This window comes from Paracoccus sp. PAMC 22219 (assembly GCF_000787695.1).
Taxonomy (GTDB): Bacteria; Pseudomonadota; Alphaproteobacteria; order Rhodobacterales; family Rhodobacteraceae; genus Paracoccus.
Genome location: NZ_BBPH01000138.1, coordinates 1 through 14,627 on the forward strand (window position 1 = coordinate 1; position 14,627 = coordinate 14,627).

The window sequence follows — 14,627 nt, forward strand, 5'->3', positions numbered from 1 at the left end:
GCTTGGCCCCGCGGTTCTGGCCCTGACCGGGCGGCGGGCCGAGACGCTGAAGGCGCGCGCCTATGACGGCGATCAGGCCGCGGGTCAGCCTGCCCGCCGGGGCCGATCTGGCTTGGGCTGCGGGCGCTGGCCGATCCGGCGGGCGATTTGATGACGCCGATGAAGGGGCCGCTGACCACCCTGCGCGACGGCGACGCGACCGCCCATCGCGCGGCGCTGGCGCTGGCCAAATCGGCGCAGCTGCTGCCCGCGATGCTGCTGGTCGCGGCGCCCGCGCCGCCGGGCCTGACCGTGCTGCCGCCCGGGGCGACGCTGGCGCAATTGGCGGCTGAGAGTGCGATGGCACCGGTCGCGGCGGCGCGCCTGCCGCTGCTGTCGGCGGAGCGGTCCCGCCTGCACATCTTTCGCCCCGACGACGGCGGAGAGGAACATTACGCCATCGAGATCGGCGATCCGGCCCGTGACGCGCCCGTGCTGGCGCGATTGCATTCGGCCTGTTTCACGGGCGACGTCCTGGGCAGCCTGAAATGCGATTGCGGCCCGCAGCTGAACGCCGCCCTGGCCGCGATGGGGCAGGCGGGGGCCGGGGTGCTGCTTTATCTGAACCAGGAGGGGCGGGGCATCGGGCTGGCCAACAAGATGCGCGCATACGACCTGCAGAACCAGGGCTTCGACACGGTCGAGGCCAATCACCGCCTTGGATTCGAGGATGACGAGCGTGATTTCCGCATCGGCGCGGCCCTGCTGCGGCGGCTGGGGTTCGATGCGGTGCGGCTGATGACCAACAACCCGCGCAAGGTGGCGATGATGCAGGCCCATGGCATCGCGGTTCCCGAACGGGTGCCGCTGGTCGTGCCGCGCAACCGCCACAACACCGGCTATCTGGACGTGAAGGCCGAAAAGTCGGGGCACCTGCTGTGACCGGGATGGTGCTGACCCCGCAGGGGCTGCGGTTCCGGGGCCGGATGTTTCCCTGCAGCATCGGTCGTGCCGGAGTGACCATGACCAAGCGAGAGGGCGATCACGCCACCCCGTCGGGCAGCCATCGCATCACCGGGCTGTGGTACCGCCCCGACCGCCTTGCCCGCCCCGCACCTTGGGCACGTCCCATCGGACCAGGCGATCTGTGGTGCGACGACCCCGCGCATTTGGCCTATAATCGGCATGCGCGCGCGCCGCTGGCGGCCAGCCATGAACGTCTGCGCCGGGCCGACCCGCTGTACGACCTGGTCCTGACGACGGACTGGAATGCGGATGCGGTGCCGGGGTGGGGATCGGCGATCTTCCTGCATCAATGGCGGCGCCCCGGTTTCGGGACCGAGGGGTGCATCGCCTTTGCGCGCCATGACCTGATGTGGATCGCCCGCCACGCACCCCCCGGCACGCCGCTTTACGTGCCCTGAGCGTTTCGCGCGCCGAAGATCGCCGAACCGACGCGGACATGGGTCGCGCCATAGGCAATGGCGGTTTCGAAATCGGCGCTCATCCCCATCGACAGGCCGGACAGCCCGTGATCGCGTGCCAGATCGCGCAGCAGGCTGAAATGCGGGGCGGGGTCCTGGCCGTCGGGGGGGATGCACATCAGGCCCTGCGGCGACAGCGCCAGTTCCGCGCACAGCGCAAGGAAACCGGGCAGTTCATCCGCCAGGATGCCGGCCTTTTGCGGTTCGTCCCCAGTGTTGACCTGCACGAACAGCTGCGGGTGGCGGCCTTGCTCGGCCATCTGCGCGGCCAGCTTGCGGGCCAGGGTCACGCGGTCCAGCGTATGGATCGCGTCGAACAGTTGCACGGCCGCACGCGCCTTGTTCGATTGCAGCGGCCCGATCATGTGGACCGACACACCCGGATGCGCGGCACGCCATGCGGGCCATTTGGCCTGCGCCTCCTGGACGTAATTCTCTCCGAAGACGGTGTGGCCCGCGGCCAGTACCTCCTCGACCGTTCGGGGGGTTGCAGCTTGCTGACCGCGATCAGCGTGACGCTGCCGGGGGCGCGCCCTGCGGCGGCTTCGGCCGCGCGGATGCGGCGGGTGATGTCGTCCAGTGCCATGATCCCACCTGACAAAAAGAAAAGAGCGGGCGCAAGGCCCGCTCTTTCCATGTGACGTTTGATCGCGAAGGATCAGAAGTCGAAGCGGACGCCGAAGTCGCCGCGGACGTTCTCGTCGTAGCCACGCTCCAGCGAGCCGGCCAGGTAAGCGCCGCCCAGGTCGTAGCGAGCGCCCAGACCGAACGCGTTGTCGGTCTCGTTGCCGGCTTTGCCGTTGTTGGCGATGTAGGCCGACAGCGTGGTCAGCGGTGCGACGGTGTAGTCGCCCCACAGCGTCACGATGTTGTCGTTCGACAGGCCGTCCGAGTCGATGCCGTCGTCGGCAAAGCTCAGGCCGACGCCGTTCTCGGTGCCCGGCAGGGTGTAGTAGGCGCCGACGAAGTAGCGGTCGTTGCCGTCACGGCCAGCGCCGTCCTTGACTGCGGCAGCCGACAACGCGATGCCGTTCCAGTCGTAGTCGACCGACAGGCCCAGCTCTTCGTCGGTATCGGTCAGACCGGTCTGGTCGGGATCGATGTACGAGAAGCGAGCGGTCAGCGCGTCCACGGCGTATTCGACCGAAACGCCCAGGCGGTCTTCGGTGGCGTACGACTTCGAGCTGTAGGCAAAGTAATCGAAGTCCGTCGACACGCCGAACGAACGGCTGATCAGGCCGACTTCCGATTCATACAGCAGGCCAGCATTGTCGTATGCGGTGCCGACGTTGCCGATGGCGACGGTGAAGCCGCTGGCGGTCACGTAGACCTGACCCGGCGAAACCGAGTCGATCCCGTCATCGCCCTGATCCCACTGCAGACGGACGCGTGCACCAAAGTCGACGCCTTGGTCGGTCGAGGTGGTGGCGTGCACGTTCAGACGGACGCGGGCAGAGATCTGGGTCTCTTTTTCGCCCGGGGCGCGGTTTTCCTGATAGTCGACCGCGGTGCGGCCATAGCCCGAAATGGTGACGTCGGCGGCGGCAACGCCTGCGGACAGGACCAGCGCGGTGGAGGCGATCAGAGCCTTTTTCATGGTGTGTTCCCTCTTGTCTCTCTGTTGCCCAAGTCGGCGGTCCCGCCCTGGGTATGCGATTTGTTTCACCCTTTCGAGATTGTGATGCAACGGAATCAAGCTGCGCCTGATTTCTTTGCCCATTTCCGTGATGCACTTGGGCCACACTTTCGTGAGAATCCCCGCCGGACCGCCCTGCGGCCCCGGCGGAACGCCTGTTTCGCGGCGGGCCAAAGCGCTTGTTTCGGGGGGGCGATCCGGGCTAATGCTGACGCCTGATGCACTGACCTTCGGGGGACTGGGATGACCTATGCACGCGCCGCGCGCCTGATGATCGTCACGACGCTATGCGCCGGACTGGCCGCCTGCGGCGGGTCGGGCAGCAACGACCAGCCTGCCGGCGGCACGATGTTCGATGGTCCCGACATGCGCTCCACCGCCCGGACGACCCGCATCCAGGACCTGTTCGGGCGGTCGGGCAATTCCGACCAGATGGTCGGCGTGAACAAGTACCTGTGGAATGCCAGCCTGGACGTGCTGAGCTTTCTGCCGGTGCAGACGGTCGATCCCTTTACCGGGGTGATCCAGACCGGGTACGGCACGCCGCCGGGCGGGGGCCGGTCCTATCGCGCGACGATCCAGATCAGCGACCCGGCGCTGGACGCGCGCAGCCTGCGCCTTGCGCTGCAGGGCCCGGGCGGCGGCGCGGTCGAGCCCGGCACCGTCCGCGCGGTCGAGGATGCGATCCTGACCCGCGCGCGCCAGCTGCGCATCCAGGACGGCCGCCTGTAGGTCGTATTCGCCAGGGGCGCCCCTCAGGCCGCATCTGGACCCGCACAGGCGGGGCGTATAGACCCTGCGGGCAACGAATGACGCCCGAGGTTCCCCATGCCCTATGATCCCGCGACAAGCGAAGCCCGTTGGCAGACGGCTTGGGCCGATGCCGACGCCTTTGCCGCCATCCGCGACGAACGCCCGAAATACTATGTGCTGGAGATGTTCCCCTATCCGTCGGGGCGCATCCACATGGGCCATGTGCGCAACTATGCGATGGGCGACGTGGTGGCGCGGTTCAAGCGCGCGCAGGGGTTTTCGGTGTTGCATCCGATGGGCTGGGACGCCTTTGGCATGCCCGCGGAAAACGCCGCGATGGAGCAGGGCGGCCATCCCCGCGACTGGACCTATGCCAACATCGCCACGATGCGCGACCAGCTGAAGCCCTTGGGCCTGTCCATCGACTGGAGCCGCGAATTCGCGACCTGCGACGACGCCTATGTGGCGCAGCAGCAGGCGCTGTTCCTGGACATGCTGGACGCGGGCCTGATCACGCGCAAGTCGGCGCAGGTGAACTGGGACCCGGTCGACATGACCGTGCTGGCCAATGAACAGGTGATCGACGGCAAGGGTTGGCGGTCGGGCGCGGCCGTCGAGCGGCGCGAGCTGACGCAGTGGTTCTTCAGGATCAGCGATTACAGCGACGAGCTGCTGCAGGCGCTGGACGGGCTGAAGGGCTGGCCGGAAAAGGTGCGCCTGATGCAGGCCAACTGGATCGGCAAGTCGCGCGGGCTGCAGTTCAGCTTTGCCACCGTGGATGCGCCCGCGGGCCATGACGCGATTGAGGTCTATACCACCCGTCCCGACACGCTGATGGGGGCCAGCTTCGTCGCGCTGTCGCCGGATCATCCGCTGGTCAAGGAGCTGGCCGCGACCCGCCCCGAGATCGAGGCCTTCCGCGAGGAATGCCGCCGCATCGGCACCACCGAGGAGGCGATCGAGACCGCGCCCAAGCTGGGGCTTGATACCGGCCTGACCGTGGCGCATCCGCTGGACGCGGATTGGCACCTGCCCATCTGGATCGCGAATTTCGTGCTGATGGATTACGGCACCGGCGCGATCTTCGGCAGCCCGGCGCATGACGAGCGCGACCATGAGTTCGCCACGAAATACGGGTTGCCCATCCGCGCGACCTTTGGCCAGCCCGGCATGACGCTGGATCAGGCCGATGCGCTGGTGGCGGACGCGCCCTTCGTGCCGGGCAAGACGGAGGCCGTGACCTATGTCCGCGGCTTCAGCGGCACGGCCGACCAGACCGGAGAGGCCGCCGTGGATGCGGCCATCGCCCATGCCGAGGCGCAGGGATATGGCGAGGGCGTTACCAAGTTCCGCCTGCGGGACTGGGGCATCTCGCGCCAGCGCTATTGGGGCTGCCCGATCCCGGTCCTGCATTGCGACAGCTGCGGGACCGTGCCCGAAGCGAAGCAGAACCTGCCCGTGCTGCTGCCGCAGGACGTCACCTTCGACGTGCCGGGCAACCCGCTGGACCGCCACCCGACCTGGCGTCAGGCGACCTGCCCGCGCTGTGGCGGGGCGGCGCGGCGGGAAACCGACACGATGGACACCTTTGTCGATTCGTCCTGGTATTACGCGCGGTTTACCTCGCCGGGGGCGGACACGCCGACGGACCGGGCGGATGCGGAATACTGGATGAACGTGGACCAGTATATCGGCGGGGTCGAACACGCGATCCTGCACCTGCTGTATTCGCGCTTTTTCGCCCGCGCGATGGTCAAGACCGGCCATCTGCCCGACACGGCGAGTGAGCCGTTCGACGCCCTGTTCACGCAAGGGATGGTCACGCACGAGATCTATCGGACCACCGACGACCGGGGCCGCCCGGTCTATCACCTGCCCGAGGACGTGACCGAGGGCCGGCTGGCCGACGGCACGGCGGTCGAGGTGATCCCGTCGGCCAAGATGTCGAAGTCCAAGAAGAACGTCGTCGACCCGGTCAGCATCGTCGAAAGCTTTGGCGCCGATACCGCGCGCTGGTTCATGCTGTCTGACAGCCCGCCGGAACGCGACGTGGAATGGACCGCCGCCGGAGCGGAGGCCGCGTTCAAGTTCCTGTCCCGCGTCTGGCGTCTGGCGGACGAGGTCCCCGAAGGGGGCGATGACGCCGACCTGACGCGCACCGCGCATCGCGCCATCGCGGATGTCACCCGCGCCATCGAGGGCTTCGCCTTCAACAAGGCGGTCGCGAAACTCTATGAACTGGCCAATGCGGTGGCGAAATCGCAGGCCGGAGGAGAGGCGCGCCGCGCGGCCCTGCGGATCATGGCACAGCTGATGGCGCCGATGGTTCCGCACCTGGCCGAAGAGGTCTGGTCGAAATCGGGCGGGCAGGGCATGGTCGTCGATGCGGGCTGGCCAAAGGCCGACCCGACCCTGCTGGAGGACGACAGCGTGACCCTTCCCATCCAGATCAACGGCAAGCGCCGGGCCGAGATCACCGTGCCCAAGGACATGCCCAAGGACCAGATCGAGGCGCTGGTGCTGGCCGACGACACCGTGCTGCGGTTCCTGGACGGGGCGGCCGTGAAAAAGCTGATCGTGGTGCCGGGGCGGATCGTCAATGTGGTCGCCTGATCGCCGGGCAGTCCTGTTGGGGCTGCTGGCAGTGTCCGGGCTGGCGGCCTGCGGGCTGTCGCCGGTCTATGGGCCGGGCGGCGGGGGCGGCAAGCTGTTCGGCAAGGTCCGCCCGCGCGACCCGGACACGCCGTTGGACTTCATCTTCAACCGCCGCCTGGCGGAACGCTTGGGCCCCGAGGATGCGGCCGTCTATGACCTGGACTATCGTATCAATGCTGGCGTCGTGGCCCAGGCCATCACCCCCGACGAGGTCACGACCCGCTATTCGCTGAACGGCACCGCCGATTTCGCGCTGACCGGGCCGGGGGGCGCGGTGATCACCCAAGGGCGCGTCAGCAGCTTTACCTCCTATTCCACCACCGGGACCACGATCTCGACCCTGGCGGCCGAGGGCGATGCACGTGAGCGGCTGGCGCTGATGCTGGCCGATCAGGTCGTCACGCGCCTGCTGGCGGCCGCATCCGGCCTGCCGGACTGACGGCATGCTGCTGAAGGGGGCCGAGATCGCGCGCTATTTGGCCCGCCCCGACCCCTCGCGGCCGGGGGTGCTGATCTATGGGCAGGACGCGATGCGTGTCGCGCTGAAACGCGCCGAGGTCGTGCGCGCCCTGACCGGCGAAAAGGCCGACGAGGAGATGCGCCTGACCCGCATGCCCGGCGGGGGTCTGAAGAAGGACCCGGCCCAGCTGATCGACGCGGTGCGCGAGGTGGGCTTCTTTCCCGGCCCGCGGGTGGTCGTGGTCGAGGACACGCCCGATCTGGCCACCGACGCGATCCGCGATGCGCTGACCGGCTGGCGGCAGGGGGATGCGGTGATCGTCGTCACCGCGGCCAGCCTGTCCAAGTCATCCTCTCTGCGCCGCCTGTTCGAGACGCATGGCCAGGCGGTCACCGCCCCCATCTATGACGACCCCCCGACCGAGGACGAGATCGCCCGCTGGCTGGCCGATGCCGGCCTGCGCGAGGTGCCGCGCGACGCGATGCGCGAACTGGGCCTGCTGGCGCGTGCGCTGGACCCGGGTGATCTGCGCCAGACGGTCGAGAAGATCGGCCTGTACAAATACCAGGACCCGACGCCCTTGACGGTCGAGGAGATCGCCCTGCTGGCCCCGGCCACCATCGAGGCCGATCTGGACGAGCTGATCCACACCGTCGCCGAACGGCGCGAGGAGGATTTCGGCCCGCTGATGCGCCGGATCGACCATCAGGGCATCCAGCCCGTGGCCCTGTGCATCGCGGCGCTGCGCCATTTCCGCACGCTGCATCTGGCGGCTGCCGATCCGGCGGGGCCGGGGGTGGCGCTGGCCCGCGCGCGGCCGCCGGTCTTCGGTCCGCGCCGCGACCGCATGACCCGGCAGGCGCAAAGCTGGGGCATGGGCCCGCTGGAGGAGGCGGTGTCGCTGCTGCTGACCACCGACATGACGCTGCGCTCCGCCAGCCGTGCGCCGCAGATGCCGCTGGTGGAACGCGCGCTGCTGCGCCTGGCGATGAAGCCGCGGGGGCGGCGGTGAGCCTTGCCCTGGTGATCGGGGCGGGGCCTGCCGGGCTGATGGCGGCCGAGGCGCTGATGGCGCCGGGCCGGCAGGTGGTGGTGGTCGATGCCATGCCCACGCCCGCGCGCAAGTTCCTGATGGCGGGGAAATCCGGGCTGAACCTGACGCGCGACGAACCGCTTGCGGATTTTGGTGCGCAGATCGTCGGGGCGGAGGGGCGCGACTGGCTGGCGACCGATACCGGGGCCTTCGGCCCGCAGGCGGTGCGGGACTGGGCCGAGGGCCTGGGCATCGCGCTGTTCGCGGGATCGACGGGCCGGGTGTTTCCGGTGGGCATGAAGGCCTCGCCGCTGCTGCGGGCCTGGCTGGCGCGGCTGCGTGCGGGCCGGGTCGAGCTGCGGTCGCGCTGGCGGTGGGTCGGGCTGGAGGGCGGCTTTGTCTTTGACACGCCCGACGGTCGTCAGGTGCTGCACCCCGATGTGACGGTGCTGGCCTTGGGCGGAGCCAGCTGGCCGCGTCTGGGGTCGGATGCGGGTTGGGTGCCGATCTTGGCGAAGGCCGGGGTCGCCATTGCGCCCTTTCGCCCCGCCAACATGGGATTTCGCGTCGACTGGTCGCCCGCGATGGCGCGGCTGCATGGCGCGCCGGTCAAGGGTGTCGCGATTCGCGCGGGCGACAGCGTCAGCCGCGGCGAATGGGTCATCACCCCCGACGGGATCGAGGGGGGCGGCGTCTATGCCGTCGCGGCGCCGATCCGTGACGGGCAGGCTGCCCATGTCGATCTGGCCCCCGATCTGGACTACGCGGCGCTGGCGCGACGCTTTGCGCAGCCGCGCGGAAAGCTGAGCCTGGGCAACTGGCTGCGCCGCATTCTGGGCGATCCGGCGCGGGTCGGCCTGCTGCTGGAATGGGCGCGGCCCTTGCCGGACGACGCCGATGATTGGGCTGCGCGGGCCAAGGCGCTGCCGCTGCGCCATGCCGGGCCGATGGGGCTGGACCGGGCGATCTCCTCGGCCGGGGGCATCCGGTCGGACGCGCTGATGCCTGATCTTGAATTGCGCGCACTGCCCGGCGTCTTTGCCGCCGGAGAGATGCTGGACTGGGAGGCGCCGACGGGCGGCTATCTGCTGACCACCTGCTTGGCGACCGGGCTGCGCGCGGGCCAGGCGGCTGCCCGAAGGCTTTAAAGCGCCATGGCCCGTTGATAGGCGGGTCGCTGGCGGATGCGGTCCAGGTATTCGGTCAGTCGGTGTTCCACGATCGGGAACCGCGCGGACAGCGCCCAGTCCAGGCAATGCGCCAGGATCACGTCGGGTACCGTCATCCGCTCGCCCATCAGATAGGGTCCGTCGGACATGCGGTGGACCAAGGTCTTCTGGCTGGCCTCGAATTCCCACCGCAGGGTGTTCTTGATCGCGCCAAGGCGCATCTCTTCGGGCAGGATGAAGCTGTGGCGCGCGGCCAGCCACAGCGCCGCGTCGAATTCGTCCAGCAGGAACTGGGTCAGGCTGTCCTGGCGCGCCCGGTCCAGCGTTCCGGCCGGGTGGGTCAGGTCGCCGTGGCGGTCGGCCAAATAGGTCAGGATCGCGGTCGAATCGGTGATCGGCGTGCCGTCGTCGATCAATACCGGAACCTTGCCCGCGGGGTTGAACTGCGCCACGCCGTCGCTGCGCGGATTGGCGGGGATATGGTCATAGGGCTGCCCCAGCTCCTCCAGCATCCACAGGACGCGCAGGGCGCGGGACTTGGCGGTGCCGATGACGCGGTACATGGGGATCCTCCTGGCCGTTGGACGGACAGAAGGCCCCAGCCCCCGCGCCGCGTCAAGCGCGGCGGCAGGAGATCAGTTGCTGGCGATACATCTCGGACCGCTGGCCCACGGACCCGGCAACGCGCATCAGCCAGCTTTTCTGGCGGAAGCTGCCGCGGGCAAAGCCGCTGCGTCCTTCGTGATAGGCCAGGTATTGCGACGTGGCGTCATTCTTGGACAGGCCAAGCCGCTGCTGACTGCCATGCATGTACCAGCCCATGAAATCGGTGGCGTCGCGGATGCTGTCGCGGCGGGCGCGGCGGTTGCCGGTCTCGCGCTGATATTCCTCCCAGGTGCCGTCCAGGGCCTGGGAATAGCCGAATGCGCTGCTTTGCCGGCCGATGGGAATGACCCCAAGCGCGTATTGATGCGGGGTCCGCGCATCGCCGATGAATTTCGATTCCTGGTACAGCGTCGCCATCTGCACATGCACCGGCACGCCCCATTTGCGTTCGGTCTGGCGCATGGCGCGCAGATAGGCGGGCCGTTCCGCGGTGATCGCGCATGCGTTGTCCAGCTGCCGCGGCGCGCTGAAGTTCCCGCCGCCCCCGCACGAGGCGACCAGCCCGACAATGGCCAGCTTCAGTAGCCTGTTCATCCTGCCCTCGTTCTCTTGTTTTGCGGACAGTCTACGCAAAATCACCCGCCTGTGAAATCACAAAGCCGGAAGCGGGGCGGGGGCTTGCCGATGGATCAGCCCGATCCTTCGGGACGCAGCAGCGCGTTCAGCGCCATCAGGTCAGCCGCCCCGGCATCCAGCAGCAGCGATTCCAGCGCCCGGTAATGGGACAGGACCTGCTGTCCGGTGGGGGTCACGGTGGCGCCGCCGCCGCCCGCGCCGCCCCGCGCGCTGTCGATGACCGGGTCGGCAAAGGCGGTGTTCATCTCCTCGACCAGGGTCCAGGCGCGCTTGTAGCTCATCCCCATCTCGCGCGCGGCGGCCGAGATGGAGCCAAGCCGCCCGATCCGCGCCAGCAGCTCGGCCTTGCCCGGCCCCAGGATCAGGGGCGAGTCGTATTCCAGGCGCAGCTTGATGCGCAGCCGGGGGCCGGTCTGGGTCATGGGATCTCTCTCGTTATTCCTGCGCAACATAGCGCCTTGCGCGGGGGCATGCAATTTGCCGCGACGACACGGTTGCGGGACGTGTGCAGCGCGCCCAGACTGTCGTCAAAGGCAAGAGGAGGCCCATTCATGTCCGCATCCGATATCGTCATCCTGTCCGGCGCCCGCACCGCCATCGGCACCTTCGGGGGCAGCTTGGCCGCGATCCCGCCGATCGCCCTGGCCGCTACCGTCACCCGCGCCGCGCTGGAGCGTGCGGGCCTGGCCCCCGACCGGATCGGGCAGGTGGTCTTTGGCCACGTCATCAACACCGAACCCCGCGACATGTACCTGTCGCGCGTCGCCATGCTGGAGGCGGGCATCCCGCACACCACGCCCGCGATGAACGTGAACCGCCTGTGCGGATCGGGCGCGCAGGCCATCGTGTCGGCGGCGCAGGCGCTGATGCTGGGCGACGCCGAATTCGCCATCGCTGGCGGCGCCGAGAGCATGAGCCGGTCGCCCTATGTCGTGCCTTCGGCGCGCTTCGGGGCCAAGATGGGCGACCAGTCGATGCTGGACATGATGACCGGCGCGCTGACCTGCCCGATGGGCACGGGCCATATGGGCGTCACCGCGGAAAACGTCGCCGCCGAGCATGACATCACCCGCGAACAGCAGGACGCCTTCGCGATGGAATCGCAGCGCCGCGCGGCGGCGGCCATCGCGGCGGGTTATTTCACCGATCAGATCGTCCCGGTCGAGGTCAAGTCGCGCAAGGGTATGGTCGCCTTTGACACCGACGAACACCCCAAGGACACCAGCCTGGACAAGCTGGCCGGACTGAAGGCCGTGTTCCAGAAGGGCGGCAGCGTGACTGCGGGCAATGCCAGCGGCATCAACGACGGCGCCGCGGCGCTGGTCCTGGCGCGGGCCGATGCGGCCGAACGCGAAGGGCTGACCCCGCGGGCGCGGATCCTGGGCTATGCGGTGGCGGGCGTGCGCCCCGAGGTGATGGGCATCGGCCCGATCCCCGCGGTCGAGGCGCTGATGGCGCGGACCGGGCTGAAGGCCGGCGATTTCGACGTCGTCGAATCGAACGAGGCCTTTGCCGCGCAGGCGCTGGCGGTGAACAAGGGCCTTGGTCTGGACCCGGCCCGTGTGAACCCCAATGGCGGCGCCATCGCCCTGGGCCATCCGGTCGGCGCCACGGGCGCGATCCTGATGGTCAAGGCCATCCACGAGCTGGAGCGGACGGGCGGTCGCACCGCGCTGATCACCATGTGCATCGGCGGCGGGCAGGGCATCGCCATCGCGATCCGTCGCGACTGACGCACCGTCCTGGCGACGTTTGCGCAACCGGTCTGGTTTCCAGACCGGTTTTTTCTTGCTTTCCGCCGTGAACCCGTCCCGAATGATACGGACAATTCGAGGAGGAATTGGGGTGTCACAGGGAATAATGTTCATCGCCGCGGCCATGCCGATCGCGGTGGTGTTTGTCTTGCTGGTCGTCATGCGACGGTCCGCGAAACTGTCGATGATGACCGCCTATGCGGTCACGGTGCTTCTGGCGCTGTTTCTGTGGGGCGCGCCGCTGGCGCGGGTCGCGGGGGCCACGGTCAACGGCCTGGTGACGGCGGTCACGCTGCTCTACATCGTCTTCGGGGCGATCCTGCTGCTGTACACGGTGCAGGAATCGGGCGCGATCCGGACGATCCGGCGGGGGTTCATGGACATCTCGCCCGACCGGCGCATCCAGGCGATCATCATCGCGTGGATGTTCGGGTCGATGATCGAGGGCGCGTCGGGGTTCGGCACGCCTGCCGCCGTCGCGGCGCCGCTGCTGCTGGCGATCGGCTTTCCGGCCATGGCCGCGGTCATGGTCACGCTGATCATCCAGTCGACGCCCGTGTCGTTCGGCGCGGTCGGCACGCCGATGCTGGTCGGCGTCAACACCGGCCTGTCGAACAGCCCCGAGGTCGCCGCCGCCATCGCGCCCCTGACGCTTGCCGAATACGTGCCGGTGGTGGCCGCGCAGGTGGCGCTGGTCCATGCGCTGGTCGGCGTGCTGATCCCGCTGCTGATGGTCGGCATGCTGACCCGGTTCTTCGGCACCGATCGCAGCTTTGCCAAGGGCTTCCGGGCGTGGAAATTCGCGATCTTTGCGGGCCTGGCGTTCACGATGCCCTATCTACTGGTCGCGCGGGTTCTGGGGCCGGAATTCCCGTCCCTGCTGGGCGGGCTGATCGGCCTGATGATCGTGGTGCCCGCGGCGCGGGCGGGGTGGTTCATGCCCTCCGACACGTTCGACTTTCCGGCGCGCGCCCAATGGGACGAGGGCTGGCAGGGCAACATCGAACCCGACCAGGCCGAACTGGGCCCCGATGATCGCCGCATCGGCCTGCTGACCGCCTGGATGCCCTATGTCATCGTCGCGGCGCTGCTGGTGCTGACGCGGACCATCGCGCCGCTGAAGGCGTGGCTGACCGGGCCGGACACCACACTGGCGCTGCGCGACCTGTTCGGGTCGGGCATCAACGCGACCGCGCAGTTCGCCTATTCGCCGGGGACGGTGATGATCATCGCATCCCTGATCTCGGTCGCGCTGTTCCGCATGCGGGGCAGCGATTATGGTCGGGCCTGGAAGATCTCGGGGCGCACGATGCTGGCCGCCGCACCCGCGCTGCTGCTGGCCGTGCCGATGGTACAGGTGTTCATCAATTCGGGGTCCGACGGCGTGGCATCCATGCCGATCACCCTGGCCGAGGGGATGGCCGCCGCGACCGGTGCCAGCTGGCCGCTGTTCGCGCCGATCGTCGGTGCGTTGGGCGCGTTCATCGCCGGGTCGAACACGGTGTCGAACATGATGTTCGCGCTGTTCCAGTTCTCGGCCGCGCAGGGCATCGGGCTGGACCTGGCGGGAATCACCGTCGTGGTGGTGCTGCAGGCCGTCGGCGGTGCCGCGGGCAACATGGTCTGCGTGCACAACGTCGTGGCCGCATCGGCCGTCGTGGGTCTGACCGACCGCGAGGGCGACATCATCCGCAAGACGCTGATCACCATGGCCTATTACGTGGTGCAGGCGGGCCTGATCGGGATGGCGCTGATCGGCGGCGGGCTGTGGTGGCTGGCGGCGCTGATCTGGGCCGCGGTGGTGGTGGGCGCGATGCGCGCCAACCGCGACCGGGACGCGGTGCCGGTCCGTACCTGACGTCTGGCTGGTTAAGTCGAAGCGGGCGGCTCCTCGGGGCCGCCCGTTTTTCATTGCGCCCCGCGACCGTGCAAAAGGGGGTGGCGCAAAAGGAACGGGCCGCCCAGCAAAAGGCGGCCCGCGAGATCCAAGGAGATGGTCCGGTTAGGGGCGGACGGTGGTCCGGTCCCAACCAGGGGTGATGGCCTTCGGGGCTGCCCTCAGGCCGTGGTCCCCCCGACTGTTCCGAAACGTCTCTCCACTATCACTCTAGACACTGGACCACCTCCTTTCAAAAGATTGCTGTATATCTGCAGGCTGACACAGATCGAAAATCTGTCAATCAGCTTTCTGCCCTGTGCCCCAACAAATTGCGGACGATGATGCGGAACGGCACAAGGGCCAGTATCGCCAGACCAAGTTTGACCAGCCAATCGGCAAATGCCAACGAAACCCACAGCGCGGTGACCGGTCCCGCGCCAAGCAGCGGAACGGCCTCGTTGGCCCAGCCCGTGTTGCCGTCCGCAGGCAGCACCGCGGCGAATGCGATTCCAAAGAACAGCACCGTGTCCAGCGCCGATCCCAGCAGGGTCGAGACCAGCGGCGCCCGCCACCAGCGCCCGCC

13 protein-coding genes and 2 pseudogenes are annotated in these 14,627 nt (G+C 68.4%); 9 read left to right on the forward strand and 6 right to left on the reverse strand.

Annotated elements, in window-relative coordinates:
- Both ribA and TY51_RS14920 read left to right on the forward strand, forming a co-directional pair.
- A pseudogene (ribA, locus tag TY51_RS14915) lies at nt 1–921 on the forward strand (GTP cyclohydrolase II); the annotation flags it as partial.
- 5 nt (nt 922–926) lie between these two features.
- Nucleotides 927–1,403: a L,D-transpeptidase gene (locus tag TY51_RS14920; protein ID WP_042250853.1), complete on the forward strand. Its 477-nt coding sequence runs from the start codon at nt 927–929 to the stop codon at nt 1,401–1,403.
- On the opposite strand, the pseudogene TY51_RS14925 reads toward TY51_RS14920, so the two are convergent.
- Together TY51_RS14925 and TY51_RS14930 are read right to left on the reverse strand one after the other, a co-directional pair.
- Nucleotides 1,391–2,049: pseudogene (locus tag TY51_RS14925) on the reverse strand (YggS family pyridoxal phosphate-dependent enzyme). The gene TY51_RS14920 and the pseudogene TY51_RS14925 sit on opposite strands and share 13 nt — an antisense overlap.
- A 72-nt stretch (nt 2,050–2,121) precedes the next feature.
- Entirely contained in the window at nt 2,122–3,060 is a 939-nt protein-coding gene (locus TY51_RS14930) for a porin (protein WP_042250856.1), read from the reverse strand.
- 282 nt (nt 3,061–3,342) lie between these two features.
- Here TY51_RS14930 and TY51_RS14935 point away from each other — a divergent pair, with 282 nt between their 5' ends.
- From TY51_RS14935 to TY51_RS14955, 5 genes are all read left to right on the forward strand, one after another.
- Nucleotides 3,343–3,831, forward strand: coding sequence for a DUF3576 domain-containing protein (locus TY51_RS14935; protein ID WP_042250857.1), 489 nt, complete (start codon nt 3,343–3,345; stop codon nt 3,829–3,831).
- Between the two features lie 96 nt (nt 3,832–3,927).
- Nucleotides 3,928–6,465, forward strand: a complete 2,538-nt coding sequence (gene leuS, locus TY51_RS14940) for a leucine--tRNA ligase (RefSeq protein ID WP_042250860.1) — start codon at nt 3,928–3,930, stop codon at nt 6,463–6,465.
- Nucleotides 6,452–6,946, forward strand: a complete 495-nt coding sequence (gene lptE, locus TY51_RS14945; RefSeq protein WP_042250863.1) for an LPS assembly lipoprotein LptE — start codon at nt 6,452–6,454, stop codon at nt 6,944–6,946. The genes leuS and lptE overlap by 14 nt, the downstream gene beginning before the upstream one ends.
- A gap of 4 nt (nt 6,947–6,950) precedes the next feature.
- Entirely contained in the window at nt 6,951–7,979 is a 1,029-nt protein-coding gene (gene holA / locus TY51_RS14950) for a DNA polymerase III subunit delta (protein ID WP_042250865.1), read from the forward strand.
- A gap of 38 nt (nt 7,980–8,017) precedes the next feature.
- The gene (locus TY51_RS14955; protein WP_042250883.1) at nt 8,018–9,148 is read left to right on the forward strand and encodes a TIGR03862 family flavoprotein; all 1,131 of its coding nucleotides are present in this window, start codon (nt 8,018–8,020) and stop codon (nt 9,146–9,148) included.
- On the opposite strand, the gene TY51_RS14960 is transcribed toward TY51_RS14955, so the two are convergent.
- The 3 genes from TY51_RS14960 to TY51_RS14970 all read right to left on the reverse strand — a co-directional run bounded on the left by TY51_RS14960 (nt 9,145) and on the right by TY51_RS14970 (nt 10,833).
- Nucleotides 9,145–9,732: a glutathione S-transferase family protein gene (locus TY51_RS14960; RefSeq protein WP_042250868.1), complete on the reverse strand. Its 588-nt coding sequence runs from the start codon at nt 9,730–9,732 to the stop codon at nt 9,145–9,147. The two genes, TY51_RS14955 and TY51_RS14960, sit on opposite strands and share 4 nt — an antisense overlap.
- A 52-nt stretch (nt 9,733–9,784) precedes the next feature.
- A complete protein-coding gene (locus TY51_RS14965; protein ID WP_042250871.1) occupies nt 9,785–10,369 on the reverse strand; it encodes a lytic transglycosylase in 585 nt (194 codons plus the stop codon).
- 95 nt (nt 10,370–10,464) lie between these two features.
- Nucleotides 10,465–10,833, reverse strand: a complete 369-nt coding sequence (locus TY51_RS14970; protein WP_042250872.1) for a winged helix-turn-helix domain-containing protein — start codon at nt 10,831–10,833, stop codon at nt 10,465–10,467.
- Between the two features lie 129 nt (nt 10,834–10,962).
- On the opposite strand from TY51_RS14970, the gene TY51_RS14975 reads away from it, so the two are divergent.
- Together TY51_RS14975 and TY51_RS14980 are read left to right on the forward strand one after the other, a co-directional pair.
- Nucleotides 10,963–12,144 carry an acetyl-CoA C-acyltransferase family protein gene (locus tag TY51_RS14975; protein ID WP_042250875.1) on the forward strand — a complete coding sequence of 394 codons (1,182 nt, stop codon included), beginning with the start codon at nt 10,963–10,965 and terminating at the stop codon, nt 12,142–12,144.
- Between the two features lie 112 nt (nt 12,145–12,256).
- A complete protein-coding gene (locus TY51_RS14980; RefSeq protein ID WP_197054781.1) occupies nt 12,257–14,023 on the forward strand; it encodes an L-lactate permease in 1,767 nt (588 codons plus the stop codon).
- A 322-nt stretch (nt 14,024–14,345) separates the two neighbouring features.
- On the opposite strand, the gene TY51_RS14985 is transcribed toward TY51_RS14980, so the two are convergent.
- A partial coding sequence (locus tag TY51_RS14985) for a VUT family protein (protein ID WP_042250880.1) occupies nt 14,346–14,627 on the reverse strand: 282 nt, incomplete at its 5' end.

What these genes read in the sequence shown, in the direction of transcription:
- TY51_RS14930 (WP_042250856.1), bottom strand. Translation starts at nt 3,060, where the DNA reads ATGAAAAAGGCTCTGATCGCCTCCACCGCGCTGGTCCTGTCCGCAGGC.
- lptE (WP_042250863.1), top strand. Translation starts at nt 6,452, where the DNA reads ATGTGGTCGCCTGATCGCCGGGCAGTCCTGTTGGGGCTGCTGGCAGTG.
- TY51_RS14955 (WP_042250883.1), top strand. Translation starts at nt 8,018, where the DNA reads ATGGCGGCCGAGGCGCTGATGGCGCCGGGCCGGCAGGTGGTGGTGGTC.
- holA (WP_042250865.1), top strand. Translation starts at nt 6,951, where the DNA reads ATGCTGCTGAAGGGGGCCGAGATCGCGCGCTATTTGGCCCGCCCCGAC.
- TY51_RS14920 (WP_042250853.1), top strand. Translation starts at nt 927, where the DNA reads ATGGTGCTGACCCCGCAGGGGCTGCGGTTCCGGGGCCGGATGTTTCCC.
- TY51_RS14970 (WP_042250872.1), bottom strand. Translation starts at nt 10,833, where the DNA reads ATGACCCAGACCGGCCCCCGGCTGCGCATCAAGCTGCGCCTGGAATAC.
- TY51_RS14965 (WP_042250871.1), bottom strand. Translation starts at nt 10,369, where the DNA reads ATGAACAGGCTACTGAAGCTGGCCATTGTCGGGCTGGTCGCCTCGTGC.
- TY51_RS14975 (WP_042250875.1), top strand. Translation starts at nt 10,963, where the DNA reads ATGTCCGCATCCGATATCGTCATCCTGTCCGGCGCCCGCACCGCCATC.
- leuS (WP_042250860.1), top strand. Translation starts at nt 3,928, where the DNA reads ATGCCCTATGATCCCGCGACAAGCGAAGCCCGTTGGCAGACGGCTTGG.
- TY51_RS14935 (WP_042250857.1), top strand. Translation starts at nt 3,343, where the DNA reads ATGACCTATGCACGCGCCGCGCGCCTGATGATCGTCACGACGCTATGC.
- TY51_RS14960 (WP_042250868.1), bottom strand. Translation starts at nt 9,732, where the DNA reads ATGTACCGCGTCATCGGCACCGCCAAGTCCCGCGCCCTGCGCGTCCTG.